This is a genomic window from Micromonospora sp. CNZ280 (assembly GCF_011759515.1).
Genome location: NZ_JAAOYP010000003.1, coordinates 63,955 through 85,771, shown reverse-complemented (window position 1 = coordinate 85,771; position 21,817 = coordinate 63,955). Strand labels below are relative to the sequence as shown.

Genomic DNA, 21,817 nt, shown 5'->3' with positions numbered 1-21,817 from the left:
CCGCCCGACTGCCCGACGACCGGTCGGAGTCGACCCGATGACCGCCGCCGTCGACGCCCCGGAGGCTCCGGCGGCCCCGCTGACGCCGGGTGACCTGATGAGCGCCCGGCAGCGCCTGCGGCTGGTCCTCGTGCTCGGGTCGCTGATCGCGGTCGGCCCGCTGACGATCGACATGTACCTGCCCGCGCTCCCCGCGCTCGTGGCCGACTTCCACACCACGTCCGCGGCGGTCCAGTTGACCCTCACCGGCACGCTGGCCGGCCTCGCCCTCGGTCAGTTGCTGATCGGCCCGCTGTCCGACGCGGTCGGCCGGCGCGTACCGCTGATCGCCGGCATCGCGCTGCACGTCGTCGCGTCACTGCTCTGCGTCGTCGCACCGAACATCGCGGTGCTCGGTGCCCTGCGGGTGGTGCAGGGCCTCGGCGTCGCGGCCGCCTCGGTGGTCGCGATGGCCGTGGTCCGCGACCTGTTCAGCGGCGCGGCCTTCGCCCGGCTGCTCTCCCGGCTGCTGCTGGTCATGGGCGCCGCGCCGATCCTCGCGCCGACCCTCGGCGGCGGGCTGCTGCGCTGGACGGCCTGGCGCGGCGTGTTCGTGGCCCTGGCCGCGTTCGGTGTGCTGCTCGTCGTGGTCGCCGTCCTCGGCCTCCGTGAGACGCTGCCGGCCGACCGGCGCCGGCCCCTCGGGTTGGCCGCGACGTTGAGCGTGTACGGCTCGCTGCTGCGGGACCGGACGTTCGTGGGCTTGGTGCTGGTCGCCGGACTGGCCATGGCGGCCCTGTTCGCGTACGTGGCCGGGTCGTCGTTCGTGCTCCAGGAGCAGTACGGGCTGGACGAGCAGCAGTTCGGGCTGGCCTTCGGCGCCGGTGCGGTCGGGCTGATCGCGGCGACCCAGTTCAACGTACGGCTGCTGCGCCGCTATCCGCCGCAGCGGATCCTCGTCGTGGCGCTGGGCGTGGGGACCGCGGCGGGGCTGGCGATGCTCGGCTTCGCGGCGACCGGGCTCGGCGGACTGCCTAGCCTGCTGGTGTCGCTGTGGGTGGTTCTCGCCGCCGCGGGCCTCGCCATGCCGAACGCGCCGGCCCTGGCGCTGTCCCGGCACGGGGAGGCGGCCGGAACCGCCTCCGCGCTGCTCGGGGCCGTGCAGTTCGGCGTCGGCGCGCTGGCCGCGCCGCTGGTGGGTGTGCTGGGGACCGGCGCGGTGGCGATGGCCGTGCTGGTCGCCGGTGGCATGGTGGCCGCGACGGCCGTGCTGCTCGTGGTCGTGCGGCCGGCCCGGCTGGTCGAGCTGGGCTCGGACGTGGTGGTCGTGGCGGCGCACTGACGACCGTCGCGCCGGCCCGCGCGGTCAGGGGCGTTCGACCCGGTGGGGTTGCCGCGGACGAGGTCGTCGTGGGTGGGGCGGACGGCCCCGGCTGGATCCGAGGTGACGTCTGAGATTTTTTCTTGACTCATTCCAGAAAACGGGCCAGACTTCCGGGCGTGGCCACGGCTCTGGACTTCCAGCAGATGCTGCGCGGGGCCGCGTTGCGCGTGACCCGTCCCCGGGTGGCCGTGCTGAACGCGGTGCACGCGCATCCGCACGCCGACACCGACTCGATCATCGGTGCCGTACGCCGGAACCTTCCCGAGGTGTCCCGCCAGGCGGTGTACGACGTGCTGCGCGCGCTGACCGCCGCGGGCCTGGTGCGGCGCATCGAGCCGCCCGGCAGCGTGGCCCGCTACGAGGCGCGGACCGGGGACAACCACCACCACGTGGTGTGCCGGTCCTGCGGCCAGATCGCCGACGTCGACTGCGCCGTCGGCGAGGCGCCCTGCCTGACCGCGTCCGACGACCACGGCTTCTCGATCGACGAGGCCGAGGTCGTCTACCGGGGCCGCTGCCCCGACTGCTCCACCGCTGGCAACTCCTGATCCCACTGTTCCGCCCACCACGGAAGGAATGCGTTGTCCGAGAACCCGATGTCCGAGCACCACGAGGCCGTCGTCCACGACGCGGAGGCGGGCAGCGAGTCCCGCTGCCCGGTCGCGCACGGCCGCGCCCCCCACCCGACGCAGGGCGGCGGCAACCGCGCCTGGTGGCCGGAGAGCATCAACCTCAAGATCCTCGCCAAGAACCCCGCGGTGCGGAACCCCCTCGGCGAGGAGTTCGACTACGCCGCGGCGTTCCAGAGCCTCGACCTGGCCGCCGTCAAGCGCGACATCGCCGAGGTGCTGACCACCTCGCAGGACTGGTGGCCGGCCGACTTCGGCCACTACGGCCCGCTCATGATCCGGATGGCGTGGCACAGCGCCGGCACCTACCGGATCAGCGACGGCCGGGGCGGCGCCGGCGCCGGCATGCAGCGCTTCGCGCCGCTCAACAGCTGGCCGGACAACGGCAACCTGGACAAGGCCCGCCGCCTGCTGTGGCCGGTCAAGAAGAAGTACGGCCAGAAGATCTCCTGGGCCGACCTGATGATCCTCGCCGGCAACGTGGCCCTGGAGTCGATGGGCTTCAAGACCTTCGGCTTCGCCGGCGGCCGGGCCGACGTCTGGGAGCCGGAGGAGGACGTCTACTGGGGCCCCGAGACCACCTGGCTGGGTGACCAGCGCTACAGCGGCGACCGGGAACTGGAGAACCCGCTCGCCGCGGTGCAGATGGGCCTCATCTACGTCAACCCCGAGGGCCCGAACGGCAACCCGGATCCGGTCGCCTCGGCCCGGGACATCCGCGAGACGTTCCGCCGGATGGGGATGAACGACGAGGAGACCGTCGCGCTGATCGCCGGCGGCCACACCTTCGGCAAGACCCACGGCGCCGGCCCGGCGGACCACGTCGGCCCCGAGCCGGAGGCCGCCCCGATCGAGCAGCAGGGCCTGGGCTGGAAGAGCACCTTCGGCACCGGCAAGGGCGCGGACACGATCACCAGCGGTCTCGAGGTGACCTGGACCTACCACCCGACCCGGTGGGACAACGAGTTCTTCCACATCCTGTTCGCCTACGAGTGGGAACTGGTGAAGTCGCCGGCGGGCGCCAACCAGTGGCGTCCGAAGAACGGCGCGGGCAGCGACATGGTGCCGGAGGCGCACGACCCGACCAGGCGTCGCGAGCCGCGGATGCTGACCAGCGACCTCGCCCTCCGGTTCGACCCCGTCTACGAGCAGATCTCCCGGCGCTTCCACGAGCACCCGGAGGAGTTCGCGGACGCCTTCGCCCGCGCCTGGTTCAAGCTGACCCACCGCGACATGGGCCCGATCCAGCGCTACCTCGGCCCCGAGGTCCCCACCGAGGTCCTGGTCTGGCAGGACCCGGTTCCGGCGGTGGACCACGAGCTGGTCGACGCCGACGACGTCGCTGCCCTCAAGGCGCAGATCCTCGCCGCCGGCCTGTCGGTGCCCCAGCTGGTCTCCACCGCGTGGGCGTCGGCGTCGACGTTCCGCGGCGGCGACAAGCGCGGCGGCGCCAACGGCGCGCGCATCCGCCTCGAGCCGCAGAACAGCTGGGAGGTCAACAACCCCGACGAGCTGGCGCGGGTACTGCGCACCCTGGAGGGCATCCAGGAGGCGTTCAACGCCGCCCAGACCGGCGGCAAGAAGGTCTCGCTCGCCGACCTGATCGTGCTCGCCGGCGGCGTCGGCGTCGAGCAGGCCGCGCGGAACGCCGGGTTCGACGTCGAGGTGCCCTTCGCCCCGGGACGCACCGACGCGACCCAGGAGCAGACCGACGTGGAGTCGTTCGCGGCGATGGAGCCGACCGCTGACGGGTTCCGCAACTACCTCGGCAAGGGCAACCGCCTGCCGGCCGAGTTCCTCCTGGTCGACAAGGCGAACCTACTGACCCTGACCGCGCCCGAGATGACCGTCCTCGTCGGTGGTCTGCGCGTCCTGGGCGCCAACTACCAGCAGTCGCCGCTGGGCGTCCTCACCACCGCCCCGGGCTCGCTGACCAACGACTTCTTCGTCAACCTGCTCGACCTGGGCACCACGTGGCGGGCGACGTCCGAGGACGCGAACACCTTCGAGGGTCTCGACGCCGCCACGGGTGAGGTCCGGTGGACCGGCAGCCGCGCCGACCTGGTCTTCGGGTCCAACTCGGAGCTGCGCGCGCTCGCCGAGGTCTACGCGAGTGACGACGCGCGGGAGAAGTTCGTCGTGGACTTCGTCGCGGCGTGGGTCAAGGTGATGAACCTGGACCGGTTCGACCTCGCCTGATCCCGCCCTGCGGGCCGGCCGGCGCACGCCGGCCGGCCCGCCCGTCGTCGATCCGGCTGTCGGCCGCCCGACAGCTGTGCCGCCGGGCGGCCGGGGCAGGACCGGAGGTGGCGGTACGACGCCTGATTTGTCGGAAACCCGTCCGGGCCGGTGGCCCGTGGTCGTGCGACGATCGTCGGGCGGCTCGTCCGCCGGCCCGCCCACGCACGACCGCAGGCGGGCAGGCAGGCGAGCAGCGGCCACACCTCGCACCCCTTGGAGAGCACCATGTCCCTCTCCCCGGCTCGGGTCTTCGCGGCGCTGAACGCGGTGCGACCCCCCGCGCGGTCGTGGCCGGTGCTGGGCAAGGCCGTGGTGGTCGGCGGCAGCGTCGCGGGGCTGCTGGCCGCGCGGGTGCTCTCCGACCACGCGGAGAGCGTCGTCATCCTCGACCGGGACGACCTGCACCTGCCCGGCGGACGGCCCGGCGTGCCACAGGGGACGCAGCTGCACGCGCTGCTGCCCGGCGGCTTCCTCCAGCTCGAGCAGCTGTTTCCCGGATTCCGCGAGCAGGCCCTGGCCCAGGGGGCGGTCGAGGCCCCGCCGGCGGCCCGCCGGAGCTACCTCGACGGCCGGCGGAAGGTCGTCGTACCCGACGACGCCGACAGCCTGGCGGGCAGCCGGCCGCTGCTGGAGGGGCTGATCCGCCAGCAGGTGCTGCGCCTGCCCAACGTCAAGACGGTCACCGCCCGCGCCACCGGCCTGGTGGTCGACGGCGGCGTGACCACCGGAGTGCGCTTCGACGTCGACGGGATGTCCGGCATCGAAAGCGGTGACCTCGTGGTGGACGCCATGGGCCGGTCGAGCCGGCTGTCCGACTGGCTGGAACAGGCCGGCTGGGAGCGGCCGGTCACCCGGCGGATGACCGTGCACCTCAACTACGCGACGGCCCTGTTCCGCCGCCGGCAGGCGCACCCGGACCTGACGGTCGTCATGGCGCTGCACACTCCGAGGGTGTCGTCCGACGTGGCCGGGGCCGCGTTCTTCGCCATCGAGGACGGCCGGTGGATGGCCATGATGGCCGGCTACGGCGACCACCGGCCGGGGCGTACCGCCGAGGACTTCGTCCGCCGGCTGCGGGAGCAGTTCCCCCCGGAGTTCGGCGAGATCGCCGGCAGCGAGCCGCTCGGCGACGTGCGGACCTACCACCACGCCGACAGCCGGCGGCGGGAGTTCGCCGCGCTGAAGCGGTTCCCGGCCGGGCTGGTCAGCGTCGGCGACGCGGTGGCGTCGTTCAACCCGGTGTACGGGCAGGGCATGACGGCGGCGGCGCTGCACGCGGCCTGCCTGTCGACGTACCTGCGGTCCGGGCCGGACCTGCGGGCGCCCGCGCGCCGGTTCCTCGCCCTGCAGAAGGTGGTGGTCGACGCCGCCTGGTCGATGTCGACCTCCGCCGACCTGGCGCTGCCGCACGTCGACGGGCCCTACCCGCGCGGCTACCGGCTCTCCAGTTGGATCAGCCGGCAGATCGTCACGGCGACCGTCACGGACGTGCCGACCGCGCGGCGCTTCAACGACGTCGTCTCCATGCGGGCGCACCCACGGTCGCTGGCCAACCCCGGCGTGGTCCTCGGCGCCCTGCGCGCCAACCTGCGCTCCGCGGAGCAGGTCACCGCCGGGTGACGCCGACGGTGTCGGCCCGGCCAGCTCCGTTCGCCGCCGCGGACGCGTCAGCACCGCCGAGGTCGCTGTCGGCCAGGAATCTCTCGATCCCCGGATCGCGGCCGGTCACGCAGTTGTCCAGGATCTCCCGCGCGGCGGCACGGCTCGACTCGGCGAGACCGACGTCGCCGGTCATCTGGTGCGCCCGGGCGGACTGCCGCAGCACGATGCCGTACAGGAAGGGGCGACCCAGGCCCTCGGCGAGGTGACCGGCGCGGTGCAGGTCGGCAAGGGCGGCCTCGGCCTCGCCGCGGCGCACCGCGACTTCGGACCGGACGATCAGGCCGTGCCACTCCGCCTCGCCGTACCCCACCTCCCGGGCCTCGGCGATACCGCGGTCCAGCCACCGGCCGGCCTCCGCGGCCCGGCCCTGCCGGACCAGGGCCCGGCCGACCGACACCCGGGACATCGCCAGGAACCGGTCGCCCAGCGCCTGCCGGGCCTCCAGCGCGCGGCGGGCGAAGCGCTCCGCCGCCGCCGGGCGGCCCAGGACGTCGTACGCCTCGCCGAGGTTGTGCAGGCTGACCGCCATGTTGAAGCCGTTGCCCGCCTGGCGGTACAGCCGGTACGCCTGGACGAAACAGGAGACGGCGTCGGCGGGGCGCCCGATCTCGTAGTAGATCAAACCGATGATCTGCAGCGTCGTCGCCTGCAACGGGTCACCGGTACGCTTCCGGATCGCCAGCGCGGCCTCGAGCTGCGCCAGCGCTTCCCGCGGATGACCGAGTCGGTGCCGGGCCAGCCCCAGCGAGGTCAGCGCCAGCGACTCACCCGCCGGATCGCCGGCGGCGGCGTCCCGGGCGAGCGCCGCGAGCTCGCCGAGCTCCGCCCAACGGGACCGGGGCGCCAGATAGGGGCCGATCGCCCGCAACAGATCCAGCGCGGCCGCGGCGGGATGACGGCGGGCGACCGCCAGCAGCGTGGGCAGTTCGCGCTCCAGCCAGCCGTTGGCGGCCGTCGGGTCGGGGAAGGTCACGGCGTGCGGCGACTCGACCGGCCCGCGGTCGAACGGTCCCGGCCGGACGATGTTGGCCGCCCGCCAGGCGGTCGCCACGTAGTAGGCGATGATGCGCTCGGCGGCGGCCCGCGTCTCGTGCCCGCCGTCGTCGCCGTCGATCAGTTCCTGACCGGTGAGCCGCAGCAGGTCGTGCAGGCGGTACCGGTCGGACTCGAGCAGCTCCAGCAGCTGCAGTTCGACCAGGCGTTCCACGACGGCGTCCGCTCGGGCCGCCGGTACGTCCAACAGCGCGGCGACGGCGGCGGCGTCGAACGGCTGCACGGCGAGTTCCGCCAGCAGGCGGAAGGCCTGGGCCGCCTGCTGGTCCACCAGGGTTCCGGATTCGTGCAGCTGCTGATAACCGGAGCGCAGGCAGGCCCGGACGCTGAACTGCGGAAGTTCGAGCAGGTCCAGTCGGTTGCGCTCGTCGGTCAGCCGGTCCGCCAGCCGCTGGAGCGACAGCGCCGGGTGAGCGGCCAACCGGGCACCGACCACCCGCAGCGGCAACGGAAGGTGCTCGCACAGCCGGCCGAGCCGGGCGGCCTGCTCCGGCTCCGCGGCCACCCGTTCCGCGCCGATCAGCTCGGCTAGCATCCGAACGGACTCCGCGGGGGACAGCGGGCCGACCGGCACGTGCGTCGCGCCGTCCAGCGAGTTGAGCATCATCCGGCTGGTCACCAGCACCAGGCAGTCCGCCGACGCGGGCAACAGCGTGGCGACCTGGTGCGCGTCGATGGCGTTGTCGAGCAGGATCAGCACCTTGCGGCTGGCCGACAGGGACCGGAACTGGGCGACCGCCTCCGCGTGGTCTCCACTGACCGCCGAGGCGGGCAGGCCCAGGCCGGTCAGCAGGCGGGTCAGCGCCGCGAGCGGCGTGAGCGGAGTGAGCGCCGGGGTGGAACCCTGCAGGTCGAGGTAGAGCTGGCCGTCCGGGAACCGGTCGGCGAACGTGTGCGCCAGCCACACCGCCAGGGTCGACTTCCCGGAGCCGGCCGGGCCGTTGAGGGCGAGCACGGCGGGACGCGCCCGGGTGCGGGACGCACCGGCGGCGAGCCGCAGGGCGGTGCGTTCCCGGACCCGGCCGACCAGTACGGCGGGTGCGGGCGGCAGCTGCCGCGGTCGGACTTTGGCCGGTTCCGCCGACGGCACCGGGCCGGTGACCGGATCGCCGGGTGCCCAGAGCGTCCGGTCATGCGTCAGCACCGCACGGTGGGCCTGCCGCAGATCCGGCCCCGGTTCGATGCCGAGCTGCTCACGCAGGGCCAACCGGGCATGTTCGTACGCCGCCAGCGCGCCCGCCGGATCGCCGGCCTGGCTGAGCCCGTTCATCAGCAGGGCGTGCGCCCGTTCCCGGGTCGGGTTGGCGGCGACGTGCCGGCGCAGCAGCGGCACCGCGTCCTTCGCCCGATCCAGGCGCAACAGCAGGGCGGCCTGCTCCTCCACGGCGTAGGTGAACTCCGCGTCGAGTTGCGCCGTGTACCAGCTGAGCAGCGGTCCGGTTCGCACGTCGGCGAGCGTCACCCCGCGGCGCAGGGCGAACGCCTGATCCAGCAGGGACAACGCCTGGTCCTGGGCGTTGGCGGTGCGGGCGGCCCGGGCGGCGCCGGTCAGCTGCCGGAAGGTCTGCGCGTCGAGCTGGTCCGGCGCCAGGTGCATGACGTAGCCGCTCCGGGCGGGCACCAGCAGGTCCCGACCGGTCGGGCCGAGGTGGTGCCGGATGCCGTCGACGAGTTCGCCCAGCTCGGCGTGGGCCGCCGCGGGCGGGTCCATGCCCCAGATCTCCTCCGCCAGGGTGTCGAGATCGACGGGGTCACCGGCCCGCACCAGCAGGCAGGCCAGCACGATGCGGGAGCGGGGCGGGAGGGCCGGCAGCGCCGAGCCGTCCCGTTCCACCCGCAGCGGGCCGAGCAACCCGAACCACAGCACCTCGCCGGCCGGCGCCGCCCGTCGCTCCGCCGACGTGCTCCTGGCCCGGGCGTCGGCGGCCGGCCGCGGCGCACCGCGGAGGGGCTCCTGGTGGAGGTCCTTCAACACCGGCTCGGGTACGACCTGGAGGCTGGGGTCGTTGCGCAGGATCAGGTCGCGCAGTCGGGCCAGCTCCGGGGTCGGGTCGACGCCGAGCTCCTCGGCCAGGCGGCGGCGGAACTGGTCGAAGCGGTCCAGCGCCTCGCCCGGCCGGTTGGTCAGGTACAGCGCGCGCATGAGCCGGCCGACCAACGGTTCGCGCCACGGGTACGCCTCGACGAGTTCCAGCAGCCGGCCGATCACCTCGTCGTACCGGCCCAGGCTCAGTTCGAGATCGAGGCACCGCTCGACCACGGTCATCCGGCGCTCGTCGAGGCGTTGGGCGGCGGCGGTCAGCGCCGGCGTACGCAGGCCGTCCAGCGCCGGGCCGTGCCACAGCGCCAGCGCCTCCCGGAGGGCGGCCACCGCGACCTCCGGCGCGCCCTGGTCGAGGTGCCGGTCGGACTGGCGGACCCGCGCCTCGAAGACGTCCAGGTCGAGCTGGCCGTCGGCGACCGTCAGCAGATAGCCGGAACCCTGGGTGCCGATGACGTCGGCGGGGAGCCCGGCCTCGCGCATCGCCCGCCGCGCGGCGGCCACCCGGTTGCGGGCCTGCACCTCGGCGCTCGCCGGGGGATGGTCGCCCCAGGCGGCGTCCACCAGCCGGGAGACCGGTACCAGGCGGTTGGCTTCCAGCAGCAGCGCGGCCAGCATGGCCTGGCTGCGCGGGCCGCCCACGGGTACCGGCCGGTCGTCGACGCGCACCTCGACCGGACCGAGCAGCCGGAACGTCACCGCTGGCACCTGTTCGCCCTCCGAAGCGCCGGTCAGGGCGACCGTGATCGGTGGCTCGCGGTCGCCGTGTCAGGCTCGACAGTAGGCGAGGGCGGGAAATCGGCAACGTGGTGTCCCGGGTGGGGTGGCGGCCGGCCGAGCGGGCCGCCCCGCCCGGTCAGCCGGCGGGCATCGGCTCGGGGCGGGGCACGTCGCCGGCGGTGGACGGCGGCCGGTGGCGACGGGCGTGCCGCCGGTAGAGCGTGCCGAGGAAGATCGCCTGCAGGGCGCCTTCGACCACGAGGACGAGCGCCCCGTCCACGGCCGCGAGCAGGCTGCCGCCGGTCGCGCCGGCGATCACCGCCGAGCCGGCCTGGACGGCCCCGTGCAGGATGATCGGGATCCCGAAGCCGACGAAGCTGGTCAGCGCGACCAGGCTGCCGAGGACGACCGCCGCCGAGTAGAGCCGCACCGCGCGGCGCTCGTGGGCCGGCAGGCCCACGCTCGGATCCGGTCCGGCCGCCGCCACCCGGCCGGGCAGCGCCGCGTGGCCGCACCGGCGCAGCAGGTGGCGGGCGTACGCGAGACCGTCGTGGAACAGGTTGCGGCACCGCAGCAGGTCCAGCAGGACGAAGTAGAGGTCGGTGCGCATGTAGACGTGCAGTTGCAGCGCCATCGACATGACGATCACGAGCACGACGGCGGCCAGCAACCCTTCGACCAGCGGATGTGGCCGGGCGTACCCGATCACCAGCAGCGCGCCGCAGACGACGGCGAGATCCCAGAGCAACCCGCTCAGGTAGACCCGGTACCGGTTCCGGCGCGGCACCGACCAGATCGCCGTCACGTCGGTCTCCAGCACCAGGTGGTGCAGCCGGGTCGCGAACCGGATCCGTGCCGGCGCGCCCAGCGAGCGCGCCGCGACCAGATGGCTCAGCTCGTGGAAGATCGCCGTGATCGAGAAGAGCGCGGTGTTGACGAGCACGGCGAGGCCGACGTAGTCGGTCCAGAAGAAGTCCCGGTACGACGGCAGCAGGTCGGGGTCGCGCACGACGGTGACCAGGGTCGCCGCGACCAGCGCCAGGTAGCCCAGCTTCGCCATCGGGCCGAAGAGCCAGCTCACGTGCCGGGCTCGCAGCCCGGGCAGGTGCGGCCGGAGTTGGTGGTGCGGGTCGACGACCGGATGGCCGTCGACCTCGGCGACCATGCCCGCCTCGCGCAGCGCCTCCACCAGGTCCACCAGGTCGACGTCGACGTCGTGCTCGGTGGCGAGCCGGCGCTCGGCCGCCCCGATCGACATCCCGGCGTCGAGCAGCTCGACGGCCCGGGCACCGATCGCCGGCAACTCCACGAACTCGCCGACGTCGGGCCGACCCACCACCACCGTGTCGGGGTCGTCGTCCGACGGCCGGACGTGCAGCGGGTGGAACCGGACCCGGCTGTCCGCCGCCGGCGGTGTCTCCGTCATCTCCGCCACGGCCACCTCCTCGTCCTCAGCTCCGGTTCCCGGCGTCGGCCCCGCACGAGGGGCAGCCGGGGTCGTGGGGGACGTCGATGAAGTACTGGTGCTCCCACCGGGCGATGCTGTGATGGAAGACCCGCCCGGCGACCTGCTGCGGCAGCCCGGCAAGGTGGTAGAGGACCTCCAGCGCGCAGAGGTGACCCGAGATGTTGGCGCTGGCCGCGATGACGGCGTTGGGTCGCGGCTGGCCGATCAGCGGCGTGCCGTCGGTCTGGAACTCGTGCTTGTCCGGCCGGCGGGACAGACAGGTGTAGCAGCCGGTCCGGTACGGCAGGAAGGAGCCGACGACGGTCATCGGACCGGTGTAGAGGGACATGAACCAGGGTGTGCGGGTACGCAGCGCCGCCTCGTTCGTCCAGCTCTGGATGAACTGGACGGGTTTGTCGGCGCAGAGCACGAAGGCGTCGCAGCCGGCCATCAGGGGGACGATGTCCTCGACCGAGCGCACCTGGCACTCCTCGCCGGTCACCTCGACCCGGGAGTTCATCGCCCGCAGCCGCTCCACCGCGGTCTTCACCTTCGGCTGGCCGACGTCGCGTTCGGTATACAGCAGCTGGCGGGTCAGGTTCGGCTCGTCGACGACGTCGAAGTCGACGCAGTGCAGGCTGCCGACCCCGCCGGCGACCAGGCCGGCGGCCACCGCGGTACCGGTGCCACCGAGGCCGAGCAGGCCCACCCGGGCCCGCCCGATCCGCGCCTGCACGTCGTACGGGGACCGGCGGGGGGTCGTGTCGATCCAGGAGTAGAAGTGCCGCGCCCGGTCGTAGCGGGCGGCGTCCTCGGCGGTGAAGCCGTCCGGCAGCGGCGCCGCCGCGTCCTCGATGAACCCCTGCTCGATCAGTTGGTCCACCACTTCGCGGACGCTCTCCTCGTCGAGATCCGGGTGGGTGGCGGCGAGGTCGGCACAGACCTGGGCCAGGTCCCGGGTGCCGTCCAGCAACGTCAGGATCCGGGCGATGGTGCCGTCCTCGTCGTCCTGGATCTCGGCGGCCACGCCGTACTGCATCAGGCCGATGATCAGTCGGTTTCCCGGCAGGACGTACGGCTCGTGGACACTCTTGACGCGCGGCCGGAGCATGCGCATCCGCCACCTCACAATGCTCAGAGGGACAGCTGGGACGGAGACGGCCGGGACGGGCCGGCGCCGGGCTGAAACCCGGGTGGAGACGGCACTTCGGTCGCCACCCCCGATGTCACGTGGCGACCGAAGTGCCTTGCGGAAGGTCAGGCGCCGTTGCCCTCGCGGATGACCGTCGTCTCCAGCCGCTCCAGCTTGCGGACCTTGAGCGCGAGCTTCTTCTTGCCGGTCTGCTCGACCTTGGTCTTCTCCATGACGTGCCTCCTCGGTTGGGCTCACCTCCCGGTCACCCCGGAAGGTGAGCCCACCCTGTCGCCCGCCGTCATCAGCTCACCACAAGTCGATCATCAATGGCCGGCGGCGACCGTCCCGGTGGGTGCGCTCAGCGCTTCGGCACGTAGCGCGGCGCGGTGATGCCGCAGTCGAACTGCCGCGCGGTGACAAGGCGGAGCCGCTGGCGCGACACGGCCCGGGCCGGCAGCCGCTGCGCCGGACGGACGGGTCGCCGCCGCGACCGGGGGTGGAGCGCAGGCCGGATCGGCGTGATTGGATGTGCGCCGTGCGGCTGTCTGCGGGAACGGTGTGCTGGTCGGTGGTTGCCGGCGCGGCGGTGGTGCACGTCCTCGGCGCGCTGTCGGACGCGCCGGTGCTCGCCGGGCAGGCGACCGGAGTGGCCCTCGCCGGCATTGCCGCTATCGTGCTGATCGGCGGCGGGCGGGGCCGCATCGCCGTCGCTGCCGGTGTCGCCGTACTCGCGGTCGACGCCGTGGTGACGGCCCGGGACCTGGGCGGGCCGAGGTACCTGTCACCGTTCTACGCGCCGCTGGGCACTCCCGCTCCGTACTCCCCCGGCGCGGACCTGGCCTGGCTGCGCGAGGCGTTGTCGGCGCAGCTCACCGAGCACTGGCCGACGTTGCTGGGCACCTGGCTGATCTGCGCCGGCACGGTGGTGACGCTGGCCGGCCGGCCGCGGACCGACGCGCGGTGGCCGCGCCGGATCGGCTGGGCCGTCGTCGCGGTGGTGGCGGCCGTCCCGCTCGTCGACCTCGGCGGCGGGACGCTGGCCCGGCGGCTGGTAACGCTCGCCGCTCGGGTGCCGACCATGGTGGCGGTCGCCGCCGCGCTGGCGGTGCTCGTGGTGGCCGCCGGCCGACGGTGGCGCTCCGGCGTGCCGGCCGGGCTGGGCGCGTTGCTGCTGACCACCGCCGTACTCAACGCCGACCTGGTGGCCGCGGGGCCGGCCCGGCCGATGGTCTGGCCCGAGGCCGACGCGGTCACCGAGCCGCAGGCGTTCCTGGAGGCCGGATACCGCTCCGAGGCGTTCGTCGCCGCAACCGTCGTCGACGCCCCGCCGTCCGGTCTGGTCACGGCGCCGCTGCTGGCGCTCCTGGCGGTCCTCGCGATCGGCCTGCTGGCGCTCGCGGCGCCCGGCCGGGACGGCGGCGGTACCGTCCGTCGCGGCGGTCCGGACGCGGCCGGCGAGTGACGGGCGGTGCGCGCGCCGCCGCGCTCGGGTGTGGACGACCGTCGGTCCGATCGATCGACGGGGGTGCCCACGACGCCCGGCATGTGACATCTTCGGGACACCCCTGGCCGAGCGTGGCCACCAGCCCGACCGAAGGGAGGCGCGCGTGCGTCGTTCCCCCTCTCCGGCCCTACTCGCCGTCGGCGTGTCCGGCGCGTTGCTGCTCAGCGCCGCCCCGGCGGCGGCCCGACCCGCGGCCGCCACCCCGCCCGGCATCGTGGTCGTCGACGGCATGACCCAGCCGGTCTTCTCGCTCGCCGACGCGATCGAGGAGCGGGTGTACGTGCAGACCATTGTCGACACCGACCACGACGGCCGACTCGACCGGGTGGCGATCGACATCTCCCGGCCCCGCGAGACCGCCACCCAGGGGCTCAAGGTGCCGGTCATCTTCGAGCACAGCCCGTACCGCAAGGACGTCTGGGGTGACGTGCCGTACCCGAGCGTGCTGGTGGACGAGCTGCCGCAGAACGGCCTGACCCGCGGCTCCGGGCTGCGGGCGCTCGACCTGGGCGCGCAGCGGGCCGGGGCGAAGGCCAACCTGCCCGGCTCGCTGGACGACTACTACGTGCCGCGCGGCTACGCGGTGGTGCTCGGCCAGAGCGTCGGCACCGGCGACTCCGACGGCTGTCCGACCAGCGGCGACCGGGCCGAGACGCTTGGCACCAGGGCGGTCGTCGACTGGCTGAACGGGCGCGTGCCGGGGTACGACGCGAACGGCGCGCCGGTCAGCGCCGGCTGGACCACCGGCGCGGTCGGCATGACCGGCGTCTCCTACAACGGGACGCTGCCCAACCAGGTGGCCACCACCGGGGTCGAGGGTCTCCGCACGATCGTGCCGGTCGCCGCGATCAGCAGCTGGTACGACTACTACCGGGCCAACGGTCTGGTCGTCGCGCCCGGGACGTTCCAGGGCGAGGACACCGACGTGCTGGCCCGGTTCACCGCCGGCCGGGCCCGGGCCGAGGGGCCCTGCGCCGACGAGATCGCCCGGCTCACCGCGGAGCAGGACCGGGTGACCGGCGACTACACGAGGTTCTGGCGGGAGCGTGACCACCTCGACGCCCGGCGGGTCGAGGCGAGCGTCTTCGTGGTGCACGGCCTCAACGACTGGAACGTGAAGACCGAGCACTTCGCCGGCTGGTGGGACGAGCTGGCCCGGCGGGACGTCCCGCGCAAGATCTGGCTGCACCAGGGCGGGCACGGCGGCCCGGGCAGCAACGCGTCGGTGACCCTGCCCGACGGCCGGACCTGGACCTACAAGCAGACCGAGAACCGCTGGTTCGACTACTGGCTCTGGGGCGTACGCAACGGGATCACGGACGAGCCGACCGCGGTGGTGCAGCGGGAGAACCGGGTTTACACCACGTACGCCAACTGGCCCGACCCGGGCGCCCGCGAGGTCGCGCTGAAGTTGGCCGCTACCGACGCGGCCGGCCCGGGCACGCTCACCACGGGCAGGCGGCCGAAGGGGAAGGTCGAGCAGGGCTTCGTCGACGAGGGCCGGACGATCCACCCGGACACCCTGGTGGCCGCCCCGGACGCGGCGAGCCCGAACCGGCTCGTCTACCGCTCCGCGGCACTGGGCCAGCACGTCCGCGTCTCCGGCCGTCCGGAGATGCGGCTGCGGATGGCGATCGACAACAAGCCGGACGCCAACCTCACCGTGTACCTGGTGGACTACGGCCCGGCCGGCTCGACCGCCGCGCCGACGGTGGTGACCCGGGGCTGGATGGACCCGCAGAACCGCACGGACCCGGCCCGCACCCGGCCGGTGAAGCAGGGCAAGTTGTACGACTACCGGTGGACCCTGGAGCCGAAGGACTACGTCTTCCCGGCCGGCCACCGGATCGGCGTGGTCGTCTTCTCCACCGACCAGGAGTACACCCTGCTGCCGCTCGGCGGCACCCGGCTGCGGGTCGCCCCGGACGACAGCGAACTGCGGTTGCCGGTGGTCGGGGGCCGGGCCGTACTCGGGTTCTGAGCCGGCCCGGGCCGGCGGGCCGCCGGCCGGACGGGGACGCACCGGTGCCGCCGGTGCGCCCCCCTGCCTTCCTTCCCGCGATCGTGGCAGCCCGGTGGTGGGTGCCCGTCCCGGTGCGGCCGCCTGGCGGCTGGTGGCGCGGGCGGCGGTGTCGATGAGGTCCGCGACGGGGCCGGGTTGGGAGACGGCCACGGCGTGGGACCCGTCGATCTCGACTGTCGTGGAACCGGCCCGCGCGCGGGACCGTCACGCCGCCGCGGTCAGGAAGGCCGCGAGCGGGTCGACCAGTCGGGCCGGCGCCCGGTTGATGCCGTCGTGGCCGCAGCGTGGCACCGGCAGCACCCGCATCCGCGGCAGTGCGGTGGCCAGGGCGGCGGCGATCCTCGGGTAGTACGGCGGCCCGGCCTGCCCGTAGGCGAACAGCACCTCGGCCTGGACCCCCGTGTACTGCTCGGGCGCACCGCCGTGCGCCGCGACCAGGGCGCTCTCGTCGAGGGTGATGTCGAGCAGTTCGCCCATCTGCCGCCCGACCTGGGTGCGCAGGAAGAGCCGGCAGAGCGCGGTCTGCGCGCCGAGCGGCAGTCGGGACGCCGGGAGGTGCGGGTTGGCGGCGGCGCCGACGATCGCCATCGCGCGGGCCGGATCACCGGCGCGGATCGCCGCCCGTGCCGAGGCGATGAAATCGCCGGTGAGGATGCCGTCGACGGAGACGGCCGGGTCGTAGAGCGCGAGTCGGGCGATCGGCAGGGTGAGCGCGGCGCGCAGCGCGATGAAGCCGCCCGAACTGTGCCCGACGACCGTACGGGCGCCGGTGTGTGCGAGCACCGCGCCCAGGTCTTCGATCTCCTGCGTCACCGTGTACGGCTCGCGGCGCGCGGGGGCGTCCGCCCGACCCCGCCGGTTGTACAGGTGCACCGTGCAGCGCTCGGCGAGGGCGGTGGCCAGCCTCCGGTACTGCTCGATGGTGACCCCGCCGCCGTGCACCACGACGACGTCCGGGCCGGTGCCGGTGGTGTGCAGCACGATCTTCTCGCCGTCCGGCGCGACGATCCGGTCCATGGGCGTTCCGCCTTCCCCGCGTCTCCGCGTCGACAAAAACTGCGAACGACGTTTGCAGTTTACAGTGGATCGGTGCGCGACGCAGCCCCGAATTCCGGCCACTCCCAGCGCGAGTCGATCTGGCACCGACCCGAACGCGGCACCCGGGGCCCGGCTCCCACGCACAGCCGGGACGACATCGTGGCGGCGGCGATCGCGATCGCGGACGCCGACGGGCTGACCGCGGTCTCGATGCGGGCGGTCGCCAACCGACTGGAGACCGGGGCGGCCTCGCTCTACCGGTACCTCTCCTCCCGGGACGACCTGCTCGACCTGATGGCCGACCGGGTGGCCGCCGAGCTGCGGCCGTATCCGGAGCCCGACGGCGACTGGCTGGACGCGATGCTGCGGATGGCCCGCGCCCAGCGGGCCGTGCACGAGCGCCACCCCTGGCTGTCCGAGCTGAGCCAACGGGCGTCCGCGATCGGCCCGGAGGCGCTGGCGTTCTTCGACGCCTGCCTGCGGATCATGGCGCCGGTCCCGGCGACGCCGGTCGCCAAGTTCGAGGCGATCGGCGTGATGAACGGGATCTCCATCCTGTTCGCCCGGAAGCGGACGGCCGGTGCGGCGCTCACGTTCGCCGGCCTCGACGTCACCCCGTACCCGCACCTGGTGGCAGCCCTCACCCAGCCGCCCACCGCGCCCCCGGCCACGGACCTCTTCGAGCGGGCCCAGCGGAGCCTGCTGTGCGGCCTGCTCGCGCCCGACCCGGCCTGACCGGCGCCGCCCGGGAGACCGCGCTCACCCTCCGCCGGGTCCGGACGCTCACCTACCAAACTTGCTGAGCACCGGGCGTTCCGTCCCCGGCCGGCATAGTCGGCCGCCCCGAGGGGTAGAAGTACGTCACTGCGCCGGCAGCGGCTGGCGGCAACGTGGCCGGCCTAACGTCAGGGCTCGAACGCATCGACCTCGCTGGCGGCGCACCAGACGTCGAGCGAGTGGAGGGCGGTCAACATGATCTTCCTGAATGGATCCGTGGCCCGGCAGGCGGCGCTGCCCGGGACGCCCGGCGTGCCGGCCCGGCGGCCGTACGCGCTGGTCACCTCGCGCGGGCGGCACGGTCCCGCCGGCTGTCCGGGGCGGTGATGGCTGTGTCTGCGCTGTCCACCACCCGGCTGGAGTTCGCCAGCCCGGCGATTCCCCGTGAATACGTGGCGTACCTGCAGTCCCGGCTGCTGGAGGCCGAGGCGAGCCTGGCGGCGATGACCGAGAAGTACGACCGCACCAAGGCCCGCTTCGACCGCTGCTGCGCGCGCCGGGGCATCGACCCGGACACGGACATCGTCAACTACATCAACTCCAAGACGATGAACCCGGAGCTCAAGTACTGGTACGCCAAGGTCGAGCACTTCCAACGCGAGGTCGCCGCCTACGGGGCGGCGCTGACCGGGCTCGACGCCGCCCGCCGGATGCTCGGCACCGACGGCCGGACGGAGAACGTACGCCGGGGCAACAGCCGGCGCGGCCTGAGCCGCGTCACCTGACGCCACCTGGCCAGCGGACCTCGCCGCTCGCACGTCCCCGCGGGCGGGCGGGGGTCCGCCGGACGCCTGCCGCCGGCCAACCATCGCGCGCACCCGCACCCCGACCCGACCGCCCACCGGCGGGGATCAACCGGCGCTGTCCGGGTACCCCGCCGTGTCCTGACGCGGTGGGCTGCTCTACCTCGGCTACGGCGTGATCGGCGGCATCGGGCTCGGCATCGGCTACATCTCCCCCGTCTCCACGCTGATCAAATGGTTCCCGGACCGCCCCGGGCTCGCCACCGGGCTGGCGATCATGGGCTTCTTCACAGAGTGATCCACCGCGCCACCCCAGAACCGGAGCCTTGCCCGCGTCTGCCATGCTTCGAGCGGTGACGACCGGCCACCCCTCAGCCCCACGCCGCGCCCACCGCCACGCCCGCAGTCGCACCGTCCGCTGGGTCCTCGCGCTCGCCGCGGCCGCGGCGCTCGCCGCCGTCGCCGTCGCCGTGGTGCCGCTGCTGCGACCGCCGGGTCCGCGTCCGCTCTTCCAGCTTCCGGTCGCCTGCGGCGAGACCTGGCAGCTCGGCACCTACCCCGGCCACGACGACTTCGACGTCGACCTGTTCCCCACCACCGGCGAGGCGTGGGGGAGGCCGGTGCTCGCGTCGTACGCCGGCACGGTCACCGTGGCCGGGATCAACGGCTCGCTGGGCGGGCGCACCCCGGACAACCCGAACGGCCCGCGCGGCCGGGGCGGGGGTTACTGGGTGAAGATCGACCATGGCGGCAGGTGGGAAACCCAGTACCTCCACCTGCTCGAACCGCCGCTGGTCAGGGAGGGTCAGCGGGTCGCCCAGGGCGAGCAGATCGGCCGGGTCGGCAGCACCGGCAACTCCGGCGCCCCGCACCTGCACTACGAGCAGCGCCGCGGCTGGGAGAAGGTGGAGACCTACTTCGACGGCCAGCCGTCGGGCATCACGAACGACGACGCCGAGTACACGGTCACCCGGAAGAGCAACAACTGCGCCGCCGGGCAGCCGTAGCGGCCGTCGGCGCGGTGCCCCGCCAGGCGTGGACGACGAGACACCGTGCCGACCGGTCGAGGTCAGGAACTGGTGAGGATGACGAGCTGCTGGGTCGCCCGGGTCATCGCGACGTAGCGGTCGACGGCCCCCTCGATGCCGTCGCCGAACGTCTCGGGGTCGACGAGCACGACCAGGTCGAACTCGAGCCCCTTCGCCAGCCCCGGGGTCAGCGACCGGACCCGGGAGGTGCCCTGGAAGGTGGGATCGCCGATGACGCAGGCGACCCCCTCGGCGTGCGCGGCGAGCCAGGCGTCGAGGATCGAACCCAGCTCCGGGACGGCTCCGTGCCCGACGGGGACGCCGCCGCTGCGGATGGAGGTCGGCACGTTGGCGTCCGGGAGCGCGGCCCGGATGACCGGCTCGGCTGCCGTCATGATCTCCTTCGGCGTCCGGTAGTTGATGGTCAGGGACGCCAGGTTGATCCGGTCGAGCCCGATCCGTTCGAGCCGTTCCCGCCACGACTCGGTGAACCCGTGCCGGGCCTGGGCGCGGTCTCCGACGATGGTGAAGCTCCGCGACGGGCAGCGGAGCAGCAGCATCTGCCACTCCGCGTCGGTCAGCTCCTGCGCCTCGTCAACGACGATGTGCGCGAACGGCCCGGCGAGCCGGTCCGGTTCGCTGTCGGGCGAGGCGTTCCCCTCGATCAGGGCGTCCCGTAGGTCCGGCTGGCGCAGCATCGTCAGCAGGCCTTCGCCGTCGTCGTAGGCGTTGGCCTGGATCAGGTCGTCGACGACCCTGGTCATCTGCTCGCGTTCGACGGCGGTGGCGGTGTCGGGCCGGCGCGCGGACGCCTCCGGGTCGCCGGTCCGCTGCCGTGCCGCGTCCAGCAGCGGCAGGTCGGACAGCGTCCACGCTCGGGCGTCGTCCCGCTGGAGCTTCCGGATGTCGTCGGCGCTCAGCCAGGGCGCGCACTTGCGCAGGTAGGCGGGGACCGACCAGAGATCTGCGACGAGGTCGGCCGGGTCGAGCACCGGCCACGCCCGGTTGAAGGCCGTACGCAGCTCCGGGTTCCGCAGCAACGACCTGCGGACCAGTTCCTCCGGCTCGTCGCCGTCGTACCGGTCGAGCAGGATCGTGAGCAGTTCCGCCCAGATCTCGTCCCGCGCCTCGTTGTGCGGGGTGCCGGGATCCGGCGCGTCGAACGCATCGGCCCAGTCGTCGGCGCTCAGCCGGATGTCGGCGTCGTCGGTGGTGACCGTCATCCCCTTGGTGGGCGGCTCCTCGTAGAACCTGACGGCCGCCTCGATCGCCCGCACCAGGTCGGCGGACGACTTCAGCCGGGCCACCTCCGGGTCGGTCTCCGTGCCCGCCGCGGCGCCCTCGGGGACGAGGTCCCGCAGGGTGCAGATCTGCACGTCCTCCTCGCCCAGGCTGGGCAGCACGTCGGAGACGTAGGCCAGGTACGGCTGGTGCGGACCGACGAACAGCACCCCGCCCCGGCGGTGGCCGAGGCGAGGGTCGGCGTAGAGCAGGTAGGCGGTGCGGTGCAGCGCGACGACGGTCTTCCCGGTGCCCGGACCGCCGTCCACCACGAGCGCGCCGTTCGATCCCGCCCGGATGATGGCGTCCTGGTCGGCCTGGATGGTGCCGAGCACGTCCCGCATCCGGTCCGACCGGCTGCCGCCCAGGCTGGCGATGAAGGCGGACTGGTCGTCTAGCGCGGCGGCGTGCCCCGCGAACCCGTCCGGGCTGAACACCTCGTCCCAGTAGTCGGTGATCCGGCCCTTCGTCCAGCGGTAGCGGCGGCGGCTGGCCAGCCCCATCGGGTTGGCGTGGGTGGCGCCGAAGAACGGCTCGGCCGCGGGGGAGCGCCAGTCGAGCAGCAGCCGACGACCGGCACTGTCGGTGAGGCCGCGTCGTCCGATGTACACCGGCTCGGGATCGTCCGCGCTGACCATGTGCCCGAGGCAGAGGTCCAGGCCGTAGCGACTCAAGGCGCGCAGGCGGGCGCTCAGCCGGCGGACCTCCTGGTCCCGGTCCACCGCCTGCCGGCCCTTGCCGCCGGGCGCCTTGCGGGCGGCGTCGAGGCGGTCGGACAGGTCGGCGGACAGTTGCTCCAGGCTCTCCGCCATGGCCGCGAAGTGCTGCTCGTCGCTGGCGATCAGCGCCGGGTCGGCCTTGGCGGCGAGCCGGTCGGGCAGATCGAACACGCTGGTGCTGCTCAGGGGTGCCCGGCCGGCGGCGGCACCGGCCGCCGGCTCGCCGTTCTCACCCGCCCCATACGTTGACAAGAACGTACGCATGTTGCAACTCCCCCCATTTCCGCCAGATCCTGGCCTCGGCCAGCGATTCTGCGGCACGACCCGGGTCTTGCCACAAGCCCCCGGGTCCGCTATACCTTGAAAATGGAGGGGAGCAATTCCCCCTTTTTTCTTGCCCGCTCTTCGGGGAT

General features: G+C 73.6%; 16 protein-coding genes. 11 read left to right on the top strand and 5 right to left on the bottom strand.

Annotated elements, in window-relative coordinates:
• Positions 1 to 37: 37 nt before the first annotated feature.
• The 4 genes from FHX32_RS22080 to FHX32_RS22065 all read left to right on the top strand — a co-directional run bounded on the left by FHX32_RS22080 (position 38) and on the right by FHX32_RS22065 (position 5,853).
• Positions 38 to 1,321 (top strand): multidrug effflux MFS transporter, encoded by a 1,284-nt coding sequence (locus tag FHX32_RS22080; protein WP_486481263.1) that lies wholly within the window; start codon positions 38 to 40, stop codon positions 1,319 to 1,321.
• A gap of 185 nt (positions 1,322 to 1,506) precedes the next feature.
• Positions 1,507 to 1,911: a Fur family transcriptional regulator gene (locus FHX32_RS22075; protein WP_208419223.1), complete on the top strand. Its 405-nt coding sequence runs from the start codon at positions 1,507 to 1,509 to the stop codon at positions 1,909 to 1,911.
• A 48-nt stretch (positions 1,912 to 1,959) separates the two neighbouring features.
• The gene (katG, locus tag FHX32_RS22070) at positions 1,960 to 4,191 is read left to right on the top strand and encodes a catalase/peroxidase HPI (protein WP_167189070.1); all 2,232 of its coding nucleotides are present in this window, start codon (positions 1,960 to 1,962) and stop codon (positions 4,189 to 4,191) included.
• A gap of 267 nt (positions 4,192 to 4,458) precedes the next feature.
• On the top strand, positions 4,459 to 5,853 hold the full coding sequence (locus FHX32_RS22065) for an FAD-dependent monooxygenase family protein (protein ID WP_167186576.1): 1,395 nt from the start codon (positions 4,459 to 4,461) through the stop codon (positions 5,851 to 5,853).
• Here the strand turns inward: FHX32_RS22065 and FHX32_RS22060 are convergent.
• The 3 genes from FHX32_RS22060 to FHX32_RS22050 all read right to left on the bottom strand — a co-directional run bounded on the left by FHX32_RS22060 (position 5,840) and on the right by FHX32_RS22050 (position 12,267).
• Positions 5,840 to 9,688, bottom strand: a complete 3,849-nt coding sequence (locus FHX32_RS22060) for an AfsR/SARP family transcriptional regulator (RefSeq protein ID WP_167186573.1) — start codon at positions 9,686 to 9,688, stop codon at positions 5,840 to 5,842. The genes FHX32_RS22065 and FHX32_RS22060 overlap by 14 nt on opposite strands.
• A gap of 157 nt (positions 9,689 to 9,845) precedes the next feature.
• The gene (locus tag FHX32_RS22055; RefSeq protein ID WP_167186570.1) at positions 9,846 to 11,144 is read right to left on the bottom strand and encodes a hypothetical protein; all 1,299 of its coding nucleotides are present in this window, start codon (positions 11,142 to 11,144) and stop codon (positions 9,846 to 9,848) included.
• Positions 11,145 to 11,160: 16 nt separating this feature from the next.
• On the bottom strand, positions 11,161 to 12,267 hold the full coding sequence (locus tag FHX32_RS22050) for a PqqD family peptide modification chaperone (protein ID WP_167186567.1): 1,107 nt from the start codon (positions 12,265 to 12,267) through the stop codon (positions 11,161 to 11,163).
• A gap of 559 nt (positions 12,268 to 12,826) precedes the next feature.
• Here FHX32_RS22050 and FHX32_RS22045 point away from each other — a divergent pair.
• Together FHX32_RS22045 and FHX32_RS22040 are read left to right on the top strand one after the other, a co-directional pair.
• On the top strand, positions 12,827 to 13,753 hold the full coding sequence (locus FHX32_RS22045; RefSeq protein ID WP_167186564.1) for a hypothetical protein: 927 nt from the start codon (positions 12,827 to 12,829) through the stop codon (positions 13,751 to 13,753).
• 145 nt (positions 13,754 to 13,898) lie between these two features.
• Entirely contained in the window at positions 13,899 to 15,776 is a 1,878-nt protein-coding gene (locus FHX32_RS22040; RefSeq protein WP_486481262.1) for a Xaa-Pro dipeptidyl-peptidase, read from the top strand.
• 246 nt (positions 15,777 to 16,022) lie between these two features.
• Here FHX32_RS22040 and FHX32_RS22035 read toward each other — a convergent pair whose 3' ends face one another.
• Positions 16,023 to 16,835, bottom strand: coding sequence for an alpha/beta fold hydrolase (locus tag FHX32_RS22035; protein ID WP_167186561.1), 813 nt, complete (start codon positions 16,833 to 16,835; stop codon positions 16,023 to 16,025).
• Positions 16,836 to 16,907: 72 nt separating this feature from the next.
• On the opposite strand from FHX32_RS22035, the gene FHX32_RS22030 reads away from it, so the two are divergent.
• The 5 genes from FHX32_RS22030 to FHX32_RS22015 all read left to right on the top strand — a co-directional run bounded on the left by FHX32_RS22030 (position 16,908) and on the right by FHX32_RS22015 (position 19,383).
• Positions 16,908 to 17,591 carry a TetR/AcrR family transcriptional regulator C-terminal domain-containing protein gene (locus FHX32_RS22030; RefSeq protein ID WP_167186558.1) on the top strand — a complete coding sequence of 228 codons (684 nt, stop codon included), beginning with the start codon at positions 16,908 to 16,910 and terminating at the stop codon, positions 17,589 to 17,591.
• A gap of 237 nt (positions 17,592 to 17,828) precedes the next feature.
• Positions 17,829 to 17,960 carry a hypothetical protein gene (locus FHX32_RS35325; RefSeq protein WP_486481261.1) on the top strand — a complete coding sequence of 44 codons (132 nt, stop codon included), beginning with the start codon at positions 17,829 to 17,831 and terminating at the stop codon, positions 17,958 to 17,960.
• A 5-nt stretch (positions 17,961 to 17,965) separates the two neighbouring features.
• Complete coding sequence (locus tag FHX32_RS22025) at positions 17,966 to 18,358, top strand: hypothetical protein (protein WP_167186555.1); 393 nt, start codon at positions 17,966 to 17,968, stop codon at positions 18,356 to 18,358.
• A gap of 193 nt (positions 18,359 to 18,551) precedes the next feature.
• On the top strand, positions 18,552 to 18,674 hold the full coding sequence (locus FHX32_RS22020; protein WP_486481260.1) for a hypothetical protein: 123 nt from the start codon (positions 18,552 to 18,554) through the stop codon (positions 18,672 to 18,674).
• A 55-nt stretch (positions 18,675 to 18,729) separates the two neighbouring features.
• On the top strand, positions 18,730 to 19,383 hold the full coding sequence (locus FHX32_RS22015) for a M23 family metallopeptidase (RefSeq protein ID WP_486481259.1): 654 nt from the start codon (positions 18,730 to 18,732) through the stop codon (positions 19,381 to 19,383).
• A 62-nt stretch (positions 19,384 to 19,445) separates the two neighbouring features.
• Here FHX32_RS22015 and helR read toward each other — a convergent pair whose 3' ends face one another.
• Positions 19,446 to 21,668 carry an RNA polymerase recycling motor ATPase HelR gene (gene helR, locus FHX32_RS22010; protein WP_486481258.1) on the bottom strand — a complete coding sequence of 741 codons (2,223 nt, stop codon included), beginning with the start codon at positions 21,666 to 21,668 and terminating at the stop codon, positions 19,446 to 19,448.
• Positions 21,669 to 21,817 lie beyond the last annotated feature (149 nt).